The following is a 20,996-nucleotide window of genomic DNA, read 5'->3' as shown; positions in this document are numbered from 1 at the left end:
GGCGGTGTGTCAGTCAACAGAGATATCGACTGATCCACCGCCTTCGCGAGCAAGCCCGCTCCCACATTTGGTCTCTATTGTGTCAGTTGTTATTGCGCGTCAAACGCCTGCCCATTAATGCCAGTGCTGTCCGGCCCCATCAGGTACAGGTACACCGGCATGATTTCTTCCGGTGTCGGGTTATCGATCGGGTTCTCCCCTGGATACGCCTGGGCCCGCATGCTGGTGCGGGTGGCGCCCGGGTTGATGCTGTTGGCCCGCACCGGTGCCACGTTATCCAGCTCATCGGCCAGGGTTTGCATCAAGCCTTCGGTGGCAAACTTCGACACCCCGTATGCACCCCAATAGGCACGGCCCTTACGGCCCACGCTGCTGGAGGTGAACACCACCGACGCATCCTGGGACAGCTTGAGCAGCGGCAACAACGTGCTGGTCAGCATGAACATCGCGTTGACGTTCACGTGCATCACCCGCATGAAATTCTCACCGGACAACTGTTCGATCGGTGTGCGCGGGCCGATGATCGAGGCGTTGTGCAGCAGGCCGTCGAGGTGGCCGAATTCTTTTTCGATCATCGCTGCCAACTCATCGTATTGATGGGGCAGGGCGGTCTCCAGGTTGAACGGGATCACCACCGGCTGTGGCTGGCCGGCGGCTTCGATTTCGTCATAGACCTGGGCCAGGTTGGCTTCGGTCTTGCCCAGCAACAGCACGGTGGCACCATGGGCGGCATAGGTTTTTGCCGCCGCTGCGCCAATTCCGCGCCCGGCGCCGGTGACCAGGATGACCCGGCCTTTGAGCAGTTCTGGACGTGCAGAGTAATCAAACATAAACAACCTCGACAAAGTTCACAGAAAATCCATGTGATTGATTGTGGCTAAGGCTTCTGTGGCGAGGGAGCTTGCTCCCGTTGGGTTGCGAAGCAGCCCCTTTTTTTTGCGACTGCTGCGCAGTCGAACGGGAGCAAGCTCCCTCGCCACAAAAGTGCATCAACCTCAAGCATTCCCGATCAGCAGCTACACAGTGCGCTATCCAGCACTTTGCGCAATTCCAGCGGGTGATCCACCACCACGTCGGCACCCCAGTTACGCGGGTTGTCGTCCGGGTGGATATAGCCGTAGGTGACTGCGGCGGTGCGGGTGCCGGCGTCGCGGCCCGACTCGATGTCCCGCAGGTCATCACCCACAAACAGCACGCTGGCCGGGTCCAGGTCGAGCATCTTGCACGCCAGGATCAACGGCTCCGGGTCCGGCTTGCTGTTCTTCACGTGGTCCGGGCAGATCAACAGCGCCGAGCGTTCCGCCAGGCCCAACTGCTGCATGATCGGTTCGGCAAAGCGCAGCGGCTTGTTGGTGACCACGCCCCAGATCAGCTTGGATTTCTCGATATCCACCAGCAGCTCTTCCATGCCCTCGAACAGCTTGCTGTGGATCGCGCAGCCCTTGAGGTAACGCTCCAGAAACTCTTGGCGCAGTTCTTCAAAGCCTGGGGATTCGGGGTCCATGGAAAAGGTCACAGCGACCATCGCCCGGGCGCCGCCGGAGATTTCATCGCGGATGTGCTGGTCGTTCATCGGGGCCAGGCCGCGGTCGGCCCGCATGGCCTGGCAGATGGCGATAAAGTCTGGCGCGGTGTCCAGCAGGGTACCGTCCATGTCGAAAAGAACCGCTTGCAACTTCACAGGCTTACTCCTCGCGCAGGGTCTGGATCATGTAGTTGACGTCAACGTCGCTGGCCAGCTTGTAGTGCTTGGTCAGCGGGTTGTAGGTCAAGCCGATGATGTCCTTGACGGTCAGCCCGGCCTGGCGGCTCCAGGCACCCAGCTCGGAAGGGCGGATGAATTTCTTGAAGTCATGGGTGCCGCGGGGCAGCAGCTTCATGATGTATTCGGCACCGATGATCGCGAACAGATACGCCTTCGGATTACGGTTGATGGTGGAGAAGAACACCTGGCCGCCAGGCTTGACCATACGGAAGCACGCGCGGATCACCGAAGACGGGTCGGGCACGTGCTCGAGCATTTCCAGGCACGTGACCACGTCGAACTGCCCCGGCATCTCTTCAGCCAGGTCTTCGGCGGTGATCTGCCGGTATTCGACATTTACGCCCGATTCCAGCTGGTGCAACTGGGCTACGGCCAAGGGCGCTTCGCCCATGTCGATACCCATTACAGTGGCGCCGCGCTGGGCCATGGATTCGCTGAGAATCCCGCCGCCGCAACCCACGTCCAGCACCTTCTTGCCGGCCAGGTTGACGCGCTCGTCAATCCAGTTGACCCGCAGCGGGTTGATATCGTGCAGCGGTTTGAACTCGCTTTCGCGGTCCCACCAGCGATGGGCGAGGGCTTCGAATTTGGCGATTTCAGCGTGGTCGACGTTGCTCATGGGGAATCCTCTAAATCTGATAAAACGTTTTGCCGGTCCTGGCATGCGTTGCCAGGGCGGGCGTTATTCGCTGTGTCCGCTGATGCGTTGGCCCCAGGCGATGGCCGTGGTGCACAACTGTTGTTCATCCAGGCGGGTCAGTTGCCGGTCGTCGAGCAATTGCTTGCCGCCGACCCAAAGGTGTTTCACACAATCGCGTCCGGTGGCATATATAAGCTGTGAGACCGGATCGTAGATCGGTTGTTGCGCCAGGCCCGACAAGTCGAAGGCCACTATGTCGGCGGCCTTGCCGACTTCCAGCGAGCCGATTTCACGTTCCAGGCCCATGGCCCGGGCGCCGTTGAGGGTGGCCATGCGCAATGCGCGGTGGGCATCCAGGGCGGTGGCCGAGCCGGCGACGGCCTTGGCCAGCAACGCGGCGGTGCGGGTTTCGCCCAGCAGGTCGAGGTCATTGTTACTGGCGGCGCCGTCGGTGCCTACTGCCACATTGACGCCGGCTTGCCACAGGCGTTCCACCGGGCAGAAGCCGCTGGCCAGTTTCAGATTGGATTCCGGGCAGTGGATCACGCTGGTGTTACTTTCTACCAGTAAAGCCAGGTCGTCATCGCTGATTTGGGTCATATGAACGGCCTGGAAGCGCGGCCCCAGCAAGCCGAGGCGGCCAAGCCGTGCCAGCGGGCGTTCACCGCGCTGTTCGACGGACTGCTGCACTTCAAAGGCGGTCTCATGCACGTGCATGTGGATCGAGGCGTCCAGCTCCTCGGCAATTACCCGGATTTTTTCCAGGTTTTCATCGCAGACGGTGTACGGCGCGTGGGGGCCGAAGGTGATTTTGATTCGGGGGTGATGCTTGAGGTCGCCGAACAGTTCGACGCCCTGGCGAATGGCCTCATCGGCGTCAGCGGCGCCAGGAATCGGGAAATCAAGGATCGGGATGGCGATTTGCGCACGCATGCCACTGTTGTGCACGCGTTCGCTGGCGACTTTCGGGAAGAAGTACATGTCCGAGAAACACGTGATGCCGCCCTTGATCTGCTCGGCGATCGCCAGGTCGGTGCCGTCGCGCACGAAGGCTTCATCGACCCACTTGGCCTCGGCGGGCCAGATGTGGTTTTCCAGCCAGGTCATCAGCGGCAGGTCGTCGGCCAGGCCGCGAAACAGCGTCATCGCCGCGTGGCCATGGGCGTTGATCAGGCCGGGGCTGAGCAGCATGCCCGGCAGTTCACGCACCTCGGTCGCTTCGAGCTTCAAGGCCGCGGCGCGCGGGCCGATAAACGCAATGCGCCCGTCGCGAATGCCCAGGCCGTGCTCCTTGAGCACCACACCGGCAGGCTCGACAGGTACCAGCCAGGTGGGCAGCAGCAATAAGTCGAGCGGGGCGGCAGTCGGCGTCATCGAGGGCGGTTTCCCAGGCATCTATAAAGAACGGCGAAGTATACCCGAGCGTCCTGGCTGGCGGATCGCTATAATCGGCGGCTTTTGTTCATGAGTACGGGGTGAGGGATGCGCGATCGACTGTTGGCTGCGGAGAAAGTGAAGGCCATCGACTGGCGTGATGGCGCACTGTACCTGCTCGATCAGCGTATCTTGCCGTCCGCAGAAACCTGGGTGGCCTGTACCAGTGCCGCCGAGGTGGCTGAGGCCATTCGCTCGATGGTGGTGCGCGGTGCGCCGGCCATTGGCATCAGTGCAGCCTATGGCTTGGTGCTGGCCGCTCGTGCTCACATCGCCGAGGGCGATGACTGGCAGGCCGCCTGGGAAGAGGACTACGCGTCGCTGGCGGATACCCGCCCGACGGCGTCGAACCTTTTTTGGGCCATGAAGCGCATGCGCGATTGTCTGGATCGCCTGAAGAAGCACGCCGACCCATTGGCGGTGCTGGAAGCCGAGGCGGTGGCGATTCACCAAAGTGATCGTGAAGCCAACCTGACCATGGCGCAGTTGGGTGTGGAACTGATCCGCAAGCACCAGGGCAACGTCCAGGCGATCCTGACCCATGGCAATGCGGGCGCGTTGGCCACAGGCGGCGTCGGTACGGCGCTGGGTGTGATTCGCGGGGCGTTTTTGGAAGGCATGGTAGAGCGGGTCTACGCCAACGAAACCCGACCTTGGCTGCAAGGCTCGCGGCTGACGGCCTGGGAACTGGCCAACGAGGGAATTCCGGTCACCGTGAATGCCGATTCGGCTGGCGCGCATATTCTCAAGACCAAAGGCGTGACCTGGGTGATCGTGGGCGCCGATTGCATTGCCGCCAACGGTGACGTGGTCAGCAAGATCGGCACCTATCAACTGGCAGTGTGTGCCATGCACCACGGCGTGCGCTTCATGGTGGTGGCGCCCAGCTCTACCATCGACATGATGGCTGCCAGCGGTGATGACGTGCCGCTTGAAGAGCGCGACGCTCGCGAGCTGCTGGAGGTCGGCGGCACCCGTGTGGCGGCCGATGTAGACGCCTTCAACCCGGTGTTTGACGTGACGCCCGCGGACCTGATTGATGTGATCGTCACCGAAAAAGGCATCGTCGAACGCCCCGACACGGCGAAGATGGCACAACTGATGTGTCGTAAGCGCCTGCATTAAGGCAATTCGCCCGCAAAAATTGCCTTGGATCAGCTCTAAGCCCCTCTCGTCGCCGTCAAGCCTGTTATTCGTCAACTTACTATGCTCCATGCGCGTCAGGGGGATAGGTGCGTGGCGGCGATTGTGATAACATCCGGCGGTTTCCAGGGTCACCTCAAGGGGTAACCTTTAATGCGCAGATCCGTGTCATAACTCGTTGATTTGTCGTAAGTCGTTGCCAGGCACCATGCCAGCAGCGGCGAGCTTCGTTCGTCCCATATGGATGTGACGAGGTTTCACCCGAAAAAGGAATCAGGCTTCTCATGGGCGAACTGGCCAAAGAAATCCTCCCGGTCAATATCGAAGACGAGCTGAAACAGTCCTACCTCGACTACGCGATGAGCGTAATTGTCGGTCGGGCACTGCCTGATGCGCGCGATGGCTTGAAGCCCGTGCACAGGCGTGTGCTGTTCGCGATGAGCGAGCTGGGTAACGACTGGAACAAGCCGTACAAGAAATCTGCCCGTGTTGTCGGTGACGTGATCGGTAAGTATCACCCTCACGGCGACACTGCGGTGTACGACACCATCGTTCGGATGGCCCAGCCGTTTTCCCTGCGCTACCTGCTGGTAGACGGCCAGGGCAACTTCGGTTCGGTCGACGGCGACAACGCTGCGGCCATGCGATACACCGAAGTGCGCATGACCAAGCTGGCACACGAGCTGCTGGCTGACCTGCACAAAGAAACCGTGGACTGGGTGCCGAACTACGACGGCACCGAAATGATCCCGGCAGTCATGCCAACCCGTATTCCCAACCTGTTGGTCAACGGCTCCAGCGGTATCGCCGTGGGCATGGCCACCAACATCCCGCCACACAACCTCGGTGAAGTGATCGACGGTTGCCTGGCCCTCATCGACAACCCTGAGTTGACCATCGATGAGCTGATGCAATACATCCCCGGCCCGGACTTCCCGACGGCCGCGATCATCAACGGTCGCGCCGGCATCATCGAAGCCTACCGCACCGGTCGTGGCCGCATTTACATGCGCGCCCGCTCGATGATCGAAGACATCGACAAGGTCGGTGGCCGCCAGCAGATCGTCATCACCGAACTCCCTTACCAGTTGAACAAGGCGCGTCTGATCGAGAAGATCGCCGAGCTGGTTAAAGAGAAGAAGCTGGAAGGCATCACCGAACTGCGCGACGAGTCTGACAAAGACGGTATGCGCGTGGTGATCGAGCTGCGTCGTGGCGAAGTGCCTGAGGTTATCCTCAACAACCTTTATGCCCAGACCCAGCTGCAAAGCGTGTTTGGTATCAACGTGGTAGCGCTGATCGACGGCCGCCCGCGCATCCTGAACCTCAAGGATCTGCTGGAAGCCTTCGTGCGTCACCGCCGCGAAGTGGTTACCCGCCGTACCGTATTCGAACTGCGCAAGGCCCGTGAGCGCGGCCACATCCTGGAAGGCCAGGCCGTTGCGCTGTCGAACATCGACCCGGTCATCGCCCTGATCAAGGCCTCGCCGACGCCGTCGGAAGCCAAGGAAGCCCTGATCAAGATGCCGTGGGAATCCAGCGCCGTAGTGGCGATGGTTGAACGTGCCGGTGCCGATTCGTGCCGTCCGGAAACCCTGGACCCACAATACGGCCTGCGCGACGGCAAGTATTTCCTGTCCCCGGAACAGGCCCAGGCCATCCTGGAACTGCGTCTGCACCGCCTGACCGGCCTGGAGCACGAAAAACTGCTGGCCGAGTACCAGGAGATTCTCAACCAGATCGGCGAGCTGATCCGCATCCTTAACAGCGCTGTGCGCCTGATGGAAGTGATCCGCGAAGAACTGGAAGTGATCCGCGCCGAATACGGCGACGTGCGCCGCACCGAGATTCTCGATGCCCGTCTCGACCTGACCCTGGGTGACATGATCCCGGAAGAAGATCGCGTCGTGACCATCTCCCACGGTGGTTATGCCAAGACCCAGCCATTGGCTGCGTACCAGGCCCAGCGTCGTGGCGGTAAAGGCAAATCGGCTACCGGCGTCAAGGATGAGGACTACATCGCTCACCTGCTGGTTGCCAACAGCCATACCACGCTGCTGCTGTTCTCCAGCAAGGGCAAGGTGTACTGGCTGAAAACCTACGAAATCCCGGAAGCGTCCCGCGCTGCCCGTGGTCGTCCGTTGGTCAACCTGCTGCCGCTGGACAGTGATGAATACATCACCACCATGCTGCCGGTGGACGAATACACCGAAGGTCACTTCATCTTCATGGCTACCGCCAAAGGCACTGTGAAGAAGACCCCGCTGGAATCCTTCAGCCGTCAACGCAGCGTGGGCCTGATCGCCCTCGAACTGGACGAAGGCGACGTATTGATTTCGGCAGCCATCACCGACGGCGAGCGTGAAGTCATGCTGTTCTCCGACGGCGGCAAGGTCACGCGCTTCAAGGAATCCGACGTTCGCGCCATGGGCCGTACCGCTCGCGGTGTGCGCGGCATGCGTCTGCCGGAAGGGCAGAAGCTGATTTCGATGCTGATCCCGGAAGAAGGCAGCGAGATCCTCACTGCTTCGGCGCGTGGCTACGGCAAGCGTACGGCGATCAGCGAGTTCCCTGAGTACAAACGTGGCGGCCAGGGCGTTATTGCCATGGTCAGCAACGATCGCAACGGCCGTCTGGTCGGCGCGGTCCAGGTGCTGGATGGCGAGGAAATCATGCTGATTTCCGACCAGGGCACCCTGGTACGTACCCGGGTTGATGAAGTGTCGAGCCTGGGTCGTAACACCCAGGGCGTGACCTTGATCAAGCTGGCCAGCGACGAAACGCTGGTAGGCCTGGAGCGTGTCCAGGAGCCATCGGAAGTCGAAGGCGAGGAGCTGGAAGGCGAAGAGGGGATTGCACTCGAGGGGCAAGTGATCGGCGATGCCGATGACGGCGTCGACGAGCAACCACTCGACGCTGCCGCAGACGAAGAAGAACCGCAGGAATAAGCGGACACACAGGGGGCGGATGAAGATTCGCCCCCTTGTTGTTTGTCCCCTCTGTAGGAGCGAGCTTGCTCGCGAAAATCGCCAGCGATAACGCGGGCTGTCTGATACGACCTTGCGTTCCCGGGTTTTTCGCGAGCAAGCTCGCTCCTACAGTATTTGATTTCCATCCCACCAGATCAGAGAGATTGGATGTGAGCAAGAGAGCCTATAACTTCTGTGCCGGTCCCGCGGCGCTTCCTGAAGCAGTCCTGCAGCGCGCGCAGGGTGAACTCCTCGACTGGCATGGAAAAGGCCTCTCCGTGATGGAAATGAGCCATCGCAGCGATGAGTTCGTGTCCATTGCCACCAATGCCGAGCAGGACATGCGCGACTTGCTGGACATCCCGTCCGACTACAAAGTGCTGTTCGTGCAGGGTGGCGCGAGCCAGCAGTTCGCACAGATCCCGCTGAATCTTCTGCCGGAAGGCGGCACTGCCGACTATATCGACACCGGTATCTGGGGGCAGAAGGCCATTGAAGAAGCCTCCCGTTATGGTCACGTCAATGTGGCGGGCACTGCCAAGCCTTACGACTACTTCGCCATTCCCGGTCAGAACGAGTGGAAGCTCTCCAAAGACGCGGCCTATGTTCACTACGTAGCGAACGAAACCATCGGCGGCCTGGAGTTCGACTGGGTGCCGCAAGTGGGTGATGTTCCGCTGGTGTGCGACATGTCCTCGGACATCCTCTCGCGCCCGATCGATGTGTCCAAGTACGGCATGATCTACGCCGGCGCGCAGAAGAACATCGGCCCGAGCGGTATCCTGGTCAACATCATCCGTGAGGACCTGTTGGGGCGCGCGCGCTCGCTGTGCCCGACCATGCTCAACTACAAGGTCGCGGCCGATAACGGCTCGATGTACAACACCCCGCCGGCCTTCGCCTGGTACCTGTCGGGCCTGGTGTTCGAATGGCTGAAAGAACAGGGCGGCGTGGCTGCCATGGGCAAGCTCAACGAAGAGAAGAAACGTACCCTGTACGATTTCATCGACGCCAGCGGCCTGTACAGCAACCCGATCAACCTGACCGACCGCTCATGGATGAACGTGCCGTTCCGCCTGGCTGATGACCGCCTGGACAAGCCATTCCTGGTCGGCGCCGACGAGCGCGGCCTGTTGAACCTCAAGGGCCACCGTTCGGTAGGTGGCATGCGCGCCTCCATCTATAACGCTGTCGATATCCACGCCGTCAAGGCGCTGGTGGCTTACATGGCAGAGTTCGAAAAGGAACACGGCTAATGTCTGAGCAAGAACTCAAGGCCCTGCGCGTGCGCATTGACAGCCTGGACGAGAAAGTCCTGGAGCTGATCAGTGAGCGCGCGCGGTGCGCCCAAGAAGTTGCACGGGTGAAAATGGCTTCCCTGGCTGAAGGCGAAGTGCCGGTATTTTACCGTCCGGAGCGTGAAGCCCAGGTGCTCAAGCGCGTGATGGAGCGCAACAAAGGCCCGTTGGGCAACGAAGATATGGCGCGGTTGTTCCGTGAAATCATGTCTTCGTGCCTGGCACTGGAGCAGCCGCTGAAAGTGGCTTACCTGGGGCCGGAAGGCACCTTCACCCAGGCTGCGGCGATGAAGCACTTTGGTCACGCGGTGATCAGCAAGCCGATGGCCGCGATTGATGAAGTGTTCCGTGAAGTGGCCGCCGGTGCGGTGAATTTTGGCGTGGTGCCGGTGGAAAACTCCACCGAAGGCGCCGTCAACCACACCCTCGACAGCTTCCTTGAGCACGACATGGTGATCTGCGGCGAAGTCGAGCTGCGTATCCACCATCACCTGCTGGTGGGCGAAAACACCAAGACCGACAGCATCAGTCGCATCTATTCCCACGCCCAGTCCCTGGCCCAGTGCCGCAAGTGGCTGGACGCGCACTACCCGAACGTGGAACGCGTGGCGGTGTCCAGCAACGCCGAAGCGGCGAAGCGGGTCAAGGGTGAGTGGAATTCGGCGGCGATTGCCGGCGACATGGCCGCTGGCCTGTACGGCCTGACGCGCCTGGCCGAGAAAATCGAGGATCGCCCGGATAACTCCACGCGCTTCCTGATGATCGGCAGCCAGGAAGTGCCGCCGACCGGCGACGACAAGACTTCGATCATCGTTTCCATGAGCAACAAGCCCGGCGCGCTGCATGAGCTGCTGGTGCCGTTCCACGACAACGGGATTGACCTGACGCGAATCGAGACTCGTCCTTCGCGCAGCGGTAAATGGACTTATGTGTTCTTTATCGACTTCGTCGGCCATCACCGCGACCCACTGGTCAAGGGTGTGCTCGAGAAAATCAGTCAGGAAGCCGTCGCACTCAAGGTGCTGGGCTCTTACCCGAAAGCGGTTTTGTGAGGCTTTAACATGAGTGGCAACTTCCTCGCCCTGGCACAGTCGGGCGTGCAACAACTGTCGCCTTACGTTCCGGGCAAGCCTGTGGACGAGCTGGCGCGTGAGTTGAATCTGGATCCGTCGAAGATCGTAAAGCTGGCCAGTAACGAAAACCCGCTGGGCCCAAGCCCCAAGGTATTGGCCGCGATTCGTGATGCGCTGGCCGAGCTGACCCGTTATCCCGATGGTAACGGTTTTGAGCTCAAGTCCCTGTTGGCGGAAAAATGCCGGGTTGAGCTGAACCAGGTGACCCTGGGTAACGGCTCCAACGACATTCTTGAGCTGGTCGGCCGTGCCTATCTGGCGCCGGGCCTGAACGCAGTGTTCAGCGAACACGCGTTTGCGGTCTATCCGATCGTGACTCAGGCGGTGGGGGCTGACGCTCGCATCATTCCTGCGAAGGAGTGGGGGCATGACCTGCCGGCCATGCTGGCGGCTATCGATGACCAGACCCGCGTCGTGTTTATTGCCAACCCGAATAACCCGACCGGCACCTGGTTCAGCGCCGAGGTCTTGGACAACTTCCTGCAAGATGTGCCGGAGCACGTGCTGGTGGTGCTGGACGAGGCTTACATTGAGTACGCCGAAGGCAGCGACCTGCCGGACGGCCTGGACTTCCTCGCGGCTTATCCGAACCTGCTGGTCTCGCGCACCTTCTCCAAGGCTTATGGCCTGGCGTCGCTGCGGGTTGGCTACGGCCTGTCCACTGCGGTGGTGGCCGACGTGCTGAACCGTGTTCGTCAGCCATTCAACGTCAACAGCCTCGCGCTGGCGGCGGCTTGCGCCGCGGTGCAGGACGCTGAGTACCTTGAAGAAGGCCGTCGGATCAACGAAAGCGGCATGCTGCAGTTGCAGGAAGGCTTCCGTGAGTTGGGCCTGGGCTGGATTCCGTCCAAGGGCAACTTCATTTGTGTCGACCTCGGCCAAGTGGCTGCTCCTGTGTTCCAGGGGCTGCTGCGTGAAGGTGTGATTGTGCGTCCGGTGGCCAACTACGGCATGCCGTACCACCTGCGCATCACCATTGGTTTGCCTGCTGAAAACAGCCGCTTCCTCGAGGCGCTGGCCAAGGTTCTGGCTCGTGGTTGATGTCACTGCATTGCAACCTGCTGTGCCTATGATCGGTCGCCTGGTGGTGGTCGGTCTGGGATTGATCGGCGGCTCCTTCGCCAAAGGCCTGCGGGAAAGCGGCCTGTGTGGCGAAGTGGTCGGTGTGGACCTGGATCCGCAATCGCGTAAGTTGGCGGTTGAGTTGGGCGTGGTGGACCGCTGCGAGGCGGACCTCGCCGTTGCCTGCAAGGGTGCGGATGTCATTCAGTTGGCGGTGCCGATCCTGGCCATGGAGAAGTTGCTGGCGCTGTTGGCCGGCATGGACCTTGGGCAGGCAATCCTGACCGACGTCGGCAGTGCCAAGGGCAACGTCGTACGTGCCGCGCGGATGGCGTTTGGTGGTATGCCCGCACGCTTTGTGCCTGGGCATCCGATTGCCGGCTCCGAGCAGAGCGGAGTGGAGGCGTCCAATGCGCAGCTGTTCCGTCGCCATAAAGTGATTCTGACGCCGCTGGATGAAACCGATCCTGTGGCACTTGCCGTGGTTGATCGGCTCTGGCGTGAGCTGGGGGCAGATGTCGAGCATATGCAGGTCGAGCGCCACGATGAAGTGTTGGCGGCGACCAGCCATTTACCGCATTTGCTGGCGTTTGGCCTGGTGGATTCGCTGGCCAAGCGCAACGAGAACCTTGAGATTTTCCGTTACGCCGCCGGTGGTTTCCGCGACTTTACCCGAATCGCTGGCAGCGACCCGGTGATGTGGCACGACATCTTCCTCGCCAACCGCGATGCGGTATTGCGCACCCTGGATACGTTCCGCAGCGACCTTGACGCCTTGCGCGACGCGGTCGATGCCGGCGACGGGCATCAGTTGTTGGGTGTGTTCACCCGTGCGCGGGTGGCGCGGGAGCATTTCAGCAAGATTCTGGCACGTCGGGCTTATATGGAGGCTGCTGCAAACGCCGATGACCTGGTGTTTCTCGCGAGCCCCGGTGGCCGCTTGAGCGGGAAGATTCGGGTGCCTGGGGATAAATCGATCTCCCATCGGTCGATCATGCTGGGCTCCCTGGCGGACGGCATCACTGAGGTAGAAGGTTTCCTGGAGGGTGAAGATGCCCTGGCGACCTTGCAGGCGTTTCGCGACATGGGCGTGGTGATTGAAGGCCCGCACCATGGGCGCGTCACGATTCACGGTGTTGGCTTGCATGGCTTGAAACCGGCGCCAGGTCCGATCTATCTCGGTAATTCCGGTACCTCCATGCGGCTGTTGTCCGGTTTGCTGGCGGCGCAGAGTTTCGACAGCGTGTTGACCGGTGATGCCTCGCTGTCCAAGCGCCCAATGAGTCGCGTGGCCAAGCCATTGCGTGAGATGGGCGCGGTGATCGAGACCGGGCCGGAAGGGCGCCCGCCGCTGACGATTCGTGGTGGTCAGGCACTTAAAGGACTGACCTACGCGTTGCCGATGGCCAGCGCTCAGGTTAAATCCTGCCTGTTGCTGGCCGGGTTGTATGCCGAGGGTAAAACCTCGATTACTGAGCCAGCACCGACCCGTGACCATACCGAGCGGATGTTGCGTGGTTTTGGCTATCCGGTGGGGGTGGTGGGGGCTACGGCGTCGGTCGAGTCGGGTCATTCGCTTACCGCGACGCATATCGAAGTACCGGGGGATATTTCCTCCTCGGCGTTTTTCCTGGTGGCGGCATCGATTGCCGAAGGCTCCGAGCTGTTGCTTGAGCATGTGGGCATCAATCCGACCCGTACCGGGGTGATCGATATCCTGCGGCTGATGGGCGCGGATATCACCCTGGAAAACCAGCGTGAAGTGGGGGGCGAGCTGGTTGCTGATCTGCGTGTTCGCGCAGCGCCGTTGAAGGGGATCGAGATTCCCGAGGCGTTGGTTCCGCTGGCTATCGATGAGTTCCCGGTGTTGTTCGTGGCCGCGGCGTGCGCTGAAGGCCGAACGGTATTGCGTGGGGCAGAGGAGTTGCGGGTCAAGGAGTCCGACCGGATCCAGGTCATGGCCGACGGTCTGCTCGCCCTGGGCGTGAAGTGTGAACCGACACCTGATGGGATTATTATTGATGGCGGCGTGATAGGCGGTGGTGAGGTCCATGCCCATGGCGATCACCGGATTGCCATGGCCTTCAGTGTGGCTTCCCTGCGAGCGGCTGCGCCGATTCGTATCCATGACTGTGCCAACGTGGCTACGTCTTTTCCGAATTTTCTTACACTGTGTGCCCAAGTCGGCATCCGTGTTGCCCAAGAGGCTCAATTGTGAATATCAAAGCACCGGTGATTACCATCGACGGGCCAAGCGGCTCGGGCAAAGGCACGATCGCCGGCATCCTGGCCAAGCGCCTGGGCTGGTGCCTGCTGGATTCCGGGGCGCTGTACCGCTTGCTGGCCTTTGCCGCACGCAATCATGGCGTCGACCTGACCAACGAAGAATCGCTGAAGCTGCTGGCCGCCCATCTCGACGTGCAGTTCGTCGGGGCGACGGAAGGTCATCCGCAGCGCATCATTCTGGAAGGGGACGATGTGACCGATGACCTGCGTAACGAGCAGGTTGGTTCCTGGGCTTCCCAGGTCGCCGCATTGCCGGCGGTGCGCGACGCACTGCTGCAGCGCCAGCGGGCTTTCCAGGAGCCGCCGGGTCTTGTGGCTGATGGCCGCGACATGGGCACGGTGGTGTTTCCGGAGGCGCCACTGAAGATTTTCCTGACCGCCAGCGCCGAGGAGCGGGCCCGTCGCCGTTACTTGCAGTTGAAGGGAAAAGTCGATGGTGTTAGTCTGTCGAGTCTGCTAGATGAGATCCGTGCACGCGATGAGCGTGACACCCAGCGTGCGGTAGCCCCGCTCAAACCGGCGGCTGACGCCATACAGCTGGATTCCACGGAGTTGTCCATCGAGCAGGTGCTGGAACGCATCTTGAGTGAAATCGCCATTCGCGATATCGCCGGGTGACTCAGAAGGAGCGCAGGGGACCAGTCTTAGTCCTGCCGTTCTTCTCTTATATGAACGTAACCCACACCGTCTGGGGTGTGGCAGATGGGCGTATTCTTCGCCCTTATCAACAGGAATTAAAATGAGCGAAAGCTTTGCGGAACTCTTTGAAGAAAGCCTAAAAACCCTGAACCTTCAGGCAGGCTCCATCATCACCGGTGTTATCGTTGATATCGATTACCAAGCTCGCTGGGTAACCGTTCACGCTGGTCTGAAGTCTGAAGCACTCATCCCGCTTGAGCAGTTCTACAACGACGCTGGCGACCTGACTATCAATGTCGGTGACGAAGTTCACGTTGCGCTGGACTCGGTTGAAGATGGTTTCGGTGAAACCAAGCTGTCCCGTGAAAAAGCCAAGCGCGCTGAATGCTGGATCGTTCTCGAAGCAGCCTTCGCAGCTGAAGAAGTGGTCAAGGGCGTTATCAACGGTAAGGTTAAAGGCGGCTTCACTGTCGACGTTAACGGCATCCGTGCGTTCCTGCCAGGTTCTTTGGTCGACGTTCGTCCTGTGCGCGACACCACGCACCTGGAAGGCAAAGAACTCGAATTCAAGGTCATCAAGCTCGACCAGAAGCGCAACAACGTTGTCGTTTCCCGTCGCAGCGTCCTGGAAGCAGAAAACTCCGCCGAGCGTGAAGCTCTGCTGGAATCCCTGCAGGAAGGCCAACAAGTCAAAGGTATCGTCAAGAACCTCACCGATTACGGCGCATTCGTCGATCTGGGTGGCGTCGATGGCCTGCTGCACATTACCGACATGGCTTGGAAGCGTATCAAGCATCCATCGGAAATCGTCAACGTTGGCGACGAGATCGATGTCAAGGTTCTGAAGTACGATCGTGAGCGCAACCGTGTCTCCCTGGGCTTGAAGCAGCTGGGCGAAGATCCATGGGTCGCTATCAAGGCTCGTTACCCAGAAAGCACTCGCGTAACCGCGCGTGTTACCAACCTGACCGACTACGGCTGCTTCGCAGAGCTGGAAGAAGGCGTGGAAGGCCTGGTACACGTTTCCGAAATGGACTGGACCAACAAAAACATCCACCCTTCGAAAGTCGTACAAGTCGGCGACGAAGTGGAAGTTATGGTTCTGGACATCGACGAAGAGCGTCGTCGTATCTCCCTCGGCATCAAACAGTGCAAATCTAACCCATGGGAAGATTTCTCTGGCCAGTTCAACAAGGGCGATAAAATCTCCGGCACCATCAAGTCGATCACCGATTTCGGTATCTTCATTGGTCTGGACGGCGGCATCGACGGCCTGGTTCACCTGTCCGACATCTCCTGGAACGAAGTTGGCGAAGAAGCTGTTCGTCGTTTCAAGAAGGGCGACGAGCTGGACACCGTTATCCTGTCGGTTGACCCAGAGCGCGAACGCATCTCCCTGGGTATCAAGCAACTGGAAAGCGATCCGTTCTCCGAGTACGTTCAAGAGAACGACAAAGGCGCAATCGTTAAAGGCATCGTGAAAGAAGTTGACGCTAAAGGCGCCATCATCACTCTGGCCGACGATATCGAAGCGACTCTGAAAGCCTCCGAAATCAGCCGTGACCGCGTTGAAGACGCGCGCAACGTTCTGAAAGAAGGCGAAGAAGTAGAAGCCAAGATCATCAGCGTTGACCGCAAGAGCCGCGTAATCCAGCTCTCCATCAAGTCGAAAGACGATGCTGAAGAGAAAGAAGCCATCCAGAGCCTGCGCGACAAGCCAGCTACCTCTGAGCCTTCTGCTGGTCCTACCACTCTGGGCGACCTGCTGCGCGCACAAATGGAAAAACAGAACTAAGTTCTGTCAGACCATAGAAAAAGGGCGACTTCGGTCGCCCTTTTTTGTGCCTGTGATTTGGTGGGACACCGTCGCGAACCAAGGAAGTAGTTTCTGGGTCAGAAATGGTTATAGTTTCAAAGGAAGCTGTTCCTTGGCTGCTGCAAGATAAGGATTTGAATGAATAAGCTCATCGTAGTATTTGCGTTAATCATGCTTGCCGGGTGCGCGGCCAGCGCCACGACCCACGCCAGGCGCGGCGTGAGCGGTATTGAGATCGACTGCTCGGGCTTGGGCTCCAAATGGGAGAAGTGCGACAAGCGTGCGGCTCGTGAGTGCAAGGCTCAGGGCTACAAAGTGATCACTAGGTCCAGTGACGCAAGGGATGAGGAGGGTGACTATCTGTTTGGGTGGAATCCGGCAGGTGCTGTCACGCGGACGATGCTGGTGATTTGCAATTGAGCGGGTATCCGTTGAGGTGTATCCGTACTGCAGATAAGTTATTGCGTGGGCTGTTCAAATTCCTCCGGTCATGCTAAAACCTTCGAAGCGCTTTTCCTAGCTGCTTGAAAAAGAAGGGAAAAATATGACGAAGTCGGAGTTGATCGAACGAATTGTCACCCATCAAGGGCTGCTCTCATCCAAGGATGTGGAGTTGGCCATCAAGACCATGCTTGAACAAATGTCCCAGTGCCTGGCCACGGGCGATCGTATCGAGATTCGTGGGTTTGGTAGTTTTTCGCTGCATTACCGGGCGCCGCGTGTGGGGCGTAATCCTAAGACTGGTCAGTCCGTTAGTCTTGACGGCAAATTCGTACCGCATTTCAAGCCGGGAAAAGAATTGCGGGATCGGGTGAACGAGGATGAGGATGACGGTGTTTGATGGTAGTCGTGCTTCAAGGAGCTGATCTTGCGTAATATCAGGAGCGTATTGCTCGTCATTTTCGCTGTGTTGCTTATTTTGGTGACTCTGACATTCGTTTTGGAAAATCAGGAGTCTGTCTCGCTAACGTTCTTGGGCTGGTCGGGGCCAGAGTTGCCGGTATCTGTGTTTATAGTTGCGGCGCTGCTGATCGGCATGGTGATCGGGCCTGCCTTTAGCTGGTTTTTGTCGCGCACGTCTAGAGCTTCACATAACCGCCATATGTGAGTGTTTATCTGCGTGCAGTATGTCGATTTGTGCGGATCGCCTTCCGGATTTTTGAGTCAGGCCTAATCTCCCTGTGTGCTGCGACTTTCTGAGCATTAGCAGGTGTTGGGTCTACATGCGATGCTTTTTTCGGCCTTGTTTCTCTCCCGCCATTCGGCTTCGATCCACGTATTCATGAGTTTTCTGGCTTCGCAGATGCGCTCAAGTCGATATCGGCTCTATGTTATTCGAGTTTTTTTGCCGATTTTTAGCGGTATTTCCGCAGCTCTCCTTTTTGGCTGCGGGTGGAGTTTGCTCGCGCATCCGTCGGTCGAGATTGCTCCTCGAGGCCGCGATTGTTGAAGCAGTCAGTCTGATTATGGGCGTGGGCAGCTGCGCCAGCATCCAGTTAATGGTGTATTCAGGGCTCGAACTGCTCCTGTGCAACTGCCAACGAAGGGGTAGGTGTCGAGCTGGAAGTCGTCTGCGTAAGCTCTTGACTGGAGGCGTTGAGTATTTTGGTCGCAGCAGCTCGCTGGGGCGACATTTCGCAGGTCCTTTTGTGGCGTCAGGTTTTTTTGAGGGGGCATCGAGGTTCTGAGATTTGATCGTGCCTAAGGATTGATGTTATTTTAGTGGCCAGCAGTTGTTTGTTTTTTATGGTTTTTTTGTGATCAGCCTGCCGCTTGAGTTATTAATTCCCTGCGCTACCTGTAGAATAGTTTTCGGAATCATCTGACGACGGTTCCCACTGAGGGCGCCAAGTCATTGGTTTGCTCTCTCCTTCAGGAAAATATCCACAGTCGATATCGCCTTTGAAACAGGGGGGATTGATATATCCAACAGAGGTGTGGTGGATAGGTCGGGTAGTATTGAACCAAACCGGTAGTCTGGATCAAAATCGAACTGCCAACGCTGCATCGTTTTGATCGTAGAGATTTGCATCGGTTGCGATGTTGGAATGACTGGAAATATAACCGAACTCCATTTTCTGGATGTGCTTGCCGGAAGTGGGATTTAAGGATTTAGCGCATGGAACTGATTCCAGTAATTTTGTCCGGTGGTGTAGGTAGCAGGCTGTGGCCTGTTTCTCGAGAGGCCCATCCAAAGCCATTCATGGAACTCCCGGATGGTCAGAACCTTATCCAGAAGACGTTCCTTCGTGCATCGCGCCTGGAAGGTGTGGTGGAGGTCCTCACGGTGACCAACCGTGAGCTTCTGTTTAAGACTGAAGATGAGTACGGTGCGGTTAACACCTCCAAGCATGCCCAGGGTTTCATTCTCGAGCCTTTCGGGCGAAATACTGCTGCTGCGGTTGCTGCTGCTGCTATTCAGTTGGAAGCGAGCCATGGTCCTGATGTTCAGATGCTGGTTCTGGCAGCCGACCATCTGATTAAAGACGAAAAAGCTTTTGCGGAGGCGGTCACCCGCGCTATGGCACTTGCCGCCGACGACTGGCTGGTGACTTTTGGAATTCATCCAACATATCCTGAAACAGGATTTGGTTATATCGAGGCGCAAGAAAACGCCCCGTTGAACGGCGGGTTGAAAGTCACGCGTTTTGTTGAAAAGCCAAATTTTGAAACTGCCCAAGATTACATCAATGCCGGTAACTACTATTGGAATTCCGGCATGTTTTGCTTTCGCGTTGGCGCCGTGCTCGAACAGTTGCGTGAGCATGCTCCGGACGTAATAGAGGCGGTTAGCAAAACAATTGAAAAATCCCGCCTAACCTCTTCGAGCAAGTATCGGTGCCTTGCGCTAGACGCTGATGCATTCGCGAGCGTCCCGGATATTTCTATCGATTATGCGTTGATGGAGCGCTCGTCCAAGGTCGCGACTGTCCCATGCGATATTGGCTGGAGTGATATCGGTTCTTGGAATGCTGTGAGTGACTTGACTGAGCCTGATGAAAACGGGAACCGTTTTGAGGGTGAGGTGCTGTCTCATGGCTCGCGGAACAACTACGTAAATAGTGAAGGCCGGCTTACCGCATTGGTGGGAGTTGAGGATTTGCTGGTGATTGACACGGCGGACGCTGTGATGATTGCTCATAAAGATCACGCGCAAGATGTTAAACATATAGTCAACCAGCTCAAGGCGTGCAGCCATACCGTTCATCTGTTGCATCGTACAGTGCACCGTCCCTGGGGTACCTACACCACGCTGGAAAATGGTGAGCGCTTCAAGATTAAGCGAATCGTGGTCAAGCCGAAGGCTTCCCTGTCGCTACAGATGCATCATCACAGGAGCGAGCACTGGATTGTTGTCAGCGGGATGGCGAAGGTTGTGAATGATCAGCAAGAGCTGATGTTGAACACCAATGAGTCCACGTTTATCCGTGCCGGCCATCAACATCGGTTGATGAATCCTGGCGTTATCGATCTGGTGCTTATTGAGGTGCAGAGCGGTGACTATCTGGGTGAGGACGATATTGTGCGTTTCGAAGATAACTACGGTCGCGTCAACAAGTAGCGACACTGAACCAGTGCGAGCCCCGTTGTTAGGTGTGATGTGCCAGAGAATCATGCCTTGGCAGTCCATCTTGCCATCGCCACCCTTGGGTGGCGTCGGGCATTTAGACTAGTGAGTAGAATGTATCCTCCAATCGTGACTCAATGCTTTAAAGCTTATGATATTCGTGGTCGGGCTCCTGCTCAACTTAACGAAGACATCGCCTATCGCATAGGTCGCTCGCTTGCCGTCGAGCTTCAAGGCAAATCTGTAGACATCAGCGCTTTGAAGCCGCTGAAGATTCTTGCCGACCCAGGTAGCGGGACTGCTGGACTTATTTTTAAGGCATTGGCTGCCCGGCTACCGTTTCAGTGGGTGTTCATTAATGAGCCCCCTGATGGCCATTTTCCAAACGGCGTGCCGAATCCGCTGCTTCCTGAAAATCGCGAGTTGACTCATCGTGCGTTGCTCGCCAATCAGTGCGATATGGGTCTGTCCTGGGATGGTGATGTTGACCGGTGCTTCTTCTTCGATGCGCCTGGGCGATTCATTGAGGGCTACTATCTTGTCGGTTTGCTGGCTCAAGCGCTGCTCAGGCAGCGCCCGGGTAGGAAGATCATTCATGACCCGCGGCTGACATGGAACACCATTGAGCAGGTTGAACTGGCGGGTGGTGTTGCCATCCAAAGTAAAACGAGGCGCGCATTTATCAACGAGCATATGCGATCCGAAGGTGCGGTGTATGGTGGGGAGATGAGTGCCCACCACTATTTTCGTGATTTAGCCTATTGCGACAGTGGGATGTTTCCCTGGTTGTTGAGTGCACTGATGCCGTCCTCAGGAAAAGCATTGGCTCAATTGGTCGATGAGCGTATTGAGGCTTACCCTTGCTCAGGTGAAATCAACTATCGAGTGAGAGCGTCGCGGAAGTACTTCAAATCGTTTCGTCTCACTATTTGCTGCACGCTCCGGAAATCGATAGAGCAGATGGTATCAGTCTTTCTTTTCCGGACTGGCGTTTCAGTTTGAGGGCGTCAAATACTGAGCCATTACTGTGACTGAACGTTGAGTCCAAGGGAGATCGAGCGCTGATGAGTATGCGTTTGGCAGAGTTTGAATCGTTAATTACTAATGTGCACTGAGTGTTGGCGCTGATTGAAAACTGACCCACCCTGCCGATTGAAAATTGACCCAGGACGGATTGCTGATTTTTGTCCCAGCAATTGTGGATAAGCTTAGCAGCAGTGTTCTGGTTGACGACGCATCCAGC

General features: G+C 58.1%; 16 protein-coding genes and 1 pseudogene. 13 read left to right on the top strand and 4 right to left on the bottom strand.

The window, feature by feature from the left end; translation table 11 throughout:
- Positions 1–89 precede the first annotated feature (89 nt).
- From CEC48_RS27985 to CEC48_RS27970, 4 genes are all read right to left on the bottom strand, one after another.
- On the bottom strand, positions 90–830 hold the full coding sequence (locus CEC48_RS27985; protein WP_088426666.1) for a YciK family oxidoreductase: 741 nt from the start codon (positions 828–830) through the stop codon (positions 90–92).
- A gap of 179 nt (positions 831–1,009) precedes the next feature.
- Positions 1,010–1,681, bottom strand: a complete 672-nt coding sequence (gene mupP / locus CEC48_RS27980; protein WP_088426665.1) for an N-acetylmuramic acid 6-phosphate phosphatase MupP — start codon at positions 1,679–1,681, stop codon at positions 1,010–1,012.
- 4 nt (positions 1,682–1,685) lie between these two features.
- Complete coding sequence (ubiG, locus tag CEC48_RS27975; protein ID WP_088426663.1) at positions 1,686–2,384, bottom strand: bifunctional 2-polyprenyl-6-hydroxyphenol methylase/3-demethylubiquinol 3-O-methyltransferase UbiG; 699 nt, start codon at positions 2,382–2,384, stop codon at positions 1,686–1,688.
- 63 nt (positions 2,385–2,447) lie between these two features.
- Positions 2,448–3,779 (bottom strand): TRZ/ATZ family hydrolase, encoded by a 1,332-nt coding sequence (locus tag CEC48_RS27970; protein ID WP_088426661.1) that lies wholly within the window; start codon positions 3,777–3,779, stop codon positions 2,448–2,450.
- Positions 3,780–3,887: 108 nt separating this feature from the next.
- Between CEC48_RS27970 and mtnA the strand changes: the two genes are divergently transcribed.
- The 13 genes and pseudogenes from mtnA to CEC48_RS27905 all read left to right on the top strand — a co-directional run bounded on the left by mtnA (position 3,888) and on the right by CEC48_RS27905 (position 20,868).
- On the top strand, positions 3,888–4,964 hold the full coding sequence (mtnA, locus tag CEC48_RS27965; protein ID WP_088426660.1) for an S-methyl-5-thioribose-1-phosphate isomerase: 1,077 nt from the start codon (positions 3,888–3,890) through the stop codon (positions 4,962–4,964).
- Between the two features lie 302 nt (positions 4,965–5,266).
- Positions 5,267–7,930: a DNA gyrase subunit A gene (gene gyrA / locus CEC48_RS27960; RefSeq protein ID WP_088426658.1), complete on the top strand. Its 2,664-nt coding sequence runs from the start codon at positions 5,267–5,269 to the stop codon at positions 7,928–7,930.
- Positions 7,931–8,121: 191 nt separating this feature from the next.
- Positions 8,122–9,207 (top strand): 3-phosphoserine/phosphohydroxythreonine transaminase, encoded by a 1,086-nt coding sequence (gene serC, locus CEC48_RS27955; RefSeq protein WP_088426656.1) that lies wholly within the window; start codon positions 8,122–8,124, stop codon positions 9,205–9,207.
- Positions 9,207–10,301, top strand: coding sequence for a prephenate dehydratase (gene pheA, locus CEC48_RS27950; protein ID WP_048720437.1), 1,095 nt, complete (start codon positions 9,207–9,209; stop codon positions 10,299–10,301). The genes serC and pheA overlap by 1 nt, the downstream gene beginning before the upstream one ends.
- Positions 10,302–10,310: 9 nt before the next feature.
- A complete protein-coding gene (gene hisC, locus CEC48_RS27945; RefSeq protein WP_088426654.1) occupies positions 10,311–11,423 on the top strand; it encodes a histidinol-phosphate transaminase in 1,113 nt (370 codons plus the stop codon).
- Positions 11,424–11,451: 28 nt separating this feature from the next.
- Positions 11,452–13,662: a bifunctional prephenate dehydrogenase/3-phosphoshikimate 1-carboxyvinyltransferase gene (locus tag CEC48_RS27940; RefSeq protein ID WP_256579790.1), complete on the top strand. Its 2,211-nt coding sequence runs from the start codon at positions 11,452–11,454 to the stop codon at positions 13,660–13,662.
- Positions 13,659–14,348, top strand: coding sequence for a (d)CMP kinase (cmk, locus tag CEC48_RS27935; protein WP_003172653.1), 690 nt, complete (start codon positions 13,659–13,661; stop codon positions 14,346–14,348). Before CEC48_RS27940 ends, cmk begins: the two co-directional genes overlap by 4 nt.
- A 121-nt stretch (positions 14,349–14,469) precedes the next feature.
- Entirely contained in the window at positions 14,470–16,164 is a 1,695-nt protein-coding gene (gene rpsA, locus CEC48_RS27930; protein WP_003218806.1) for a 30S ribosomal protein S1, read from the top strand.
- Between the two features lie 159 nt (positions 16,165–16,323).
- Complete coding sequence (locus tag CEC48_RS27925; protein WP_088426652.1) at positions 16,324–16,605, top strand: hypothetical protein; 282 nt, start codon at positions 16,324–16,326, stop codon at positions 16,603–16,605.
- A 124-nt stretch (positions 16,606–16,729) separates the two neighbouring features.
- The gene (gene ihfB, locus CEC48_RS27920) at positions 16,730–17,026 is read left to right on the top strand and encodes an integration host factor subunit beta (protein ID WP_088426651.1); all 297 of its coding nucleotides are present in this window, start codon (positions 16,730–16,732) and stop codon (positions 17,024–17,026) included.
- A gap of 27 nt (positions 17,027–17,053) precedes the next feature.
- The gene (locus tag CEC48_RS27915) at positions 17,054–17,293 is read left to right on the top strand and encodes a LapA family protein (RefSeq protein ID WP_088426650.1); all 240 of its coding nucleotides are present in this window, start codon (positions 17,054–17,056) and stop codon (positions 17,291–17,293) included.
- A 1,011-nt stretch (positions 17,294–18,304) separates the two neighbouring features.
- Positions 18,305–19,747: a mannose-1-phosphate guanylyltransferase/mannose-6-phosphate isomerase gene (locus CEC48_RS27910; protein ID WP_088426649.1), complete on the top strand. Its 1,443-nt coding sequence runs from the start codon at positions 18,305–18,307 to the stop codon at positions 19,745–19,747.
- A gap of 120 nt (positions 19,748–19,867) precedes the next feature.
- Positions 19,868–20,868, top strand: a pseudogene (locus CEC48_RS27905) (hypothetical protein).
- Positions 20,869–20,996: the final 128 nt, after the last annotated feature.

This window comes from Pseudomonas sp. K2I15 (assembly GCF_002204795.1).
Taxonomy (GTDB): Bacteria; Pseudomonadota; Gammaproteobacteria; order Pseudomonadales; family Pseudomonadaceae; genus Aquipseudomonas.
This window is presented reverse-complemented; position numbering and strand designations above follow the sequence as displayed.

Coding starts and splice junctions, on each gene's coding strand:
- ubiG (WP_088426663.1), bottom strand. CDS start 2,384: ATGAGCAACGTCGACCACGCTGAAATCGCCAAATTCGAAGCCCTCGCC.
- pheA (WP_048720437.1), top strand. CDS start 9,207: ATGTCTGAGCAAGAACTCAAGGCCCTGCGCGTGCGCATTGACAGCCTG.
- CEC48_RS27925 (WP_088426652.1), top strand. CDS start 16,324: ATGAATAAGCTCATCGTAGTATTTGCGTTAATCATGCTTGCCGGGTGC.
- CEC48_RS27910 (WP_088426649.1), top strand. CDS start 18,305: ATGGAACTGATTCCAGTAATTTTGTCCGGTGGTGTAGGTAGCAGGCTG.
- ihfB (WP_088426651.1), top strand. CDS start 16,730: ATGACGAAGTCGGAGTTGATCGAACGAATTGTCACCCATCAAGGGCTG.
- mtnA (WP_088426660.1), top strand. CDS start 3,888: ATGCGCGATCGACTGTTGGCTGCGGAGAAAGTGAAGGCCATCGACTGG.
- CEC48_RS27985 (WP_088426666.1), bottom strand. CDS start 830: ATGTTTGATTACTCTGCACGTCCAGAACTGCTCAAAGGCCGGGTCATC.
- gyrA (WP_088426658.1), top strand. CDS start 5,267: ATGGGCGAACTGGCCAAAGAAATCCTCCCGGTCAATATCGAAGACGAG.
- CEC48_RS27940 (WP_256579790.1), top strand. CDS start 11,452: ATGATCGGTCGCCTGGTGGTGGTCGGTCTGGGATTGATCGGCGGCTCC.
- CEC48_RS27970 (WP_088426661.1), bottom strand. CDS start 3,779: ATGACGCCGACTGCCGCCCCGCTCGACTTATTGCTGCTGCCCACCTGG.
- hisC (WP_088426654.1), top strand. CDS start 10,311: ATGAGTGGCAACTTCCTCGCCCTGGCACAGTCGGGCGTGCAACAACTG.
- rpsA (WP_003218806.1), top strand. CDS start 14,470: ATGAGCGAAAGCTTTGCGGAACTCTTTGAAGAAAGCCTAAAAACCCTG.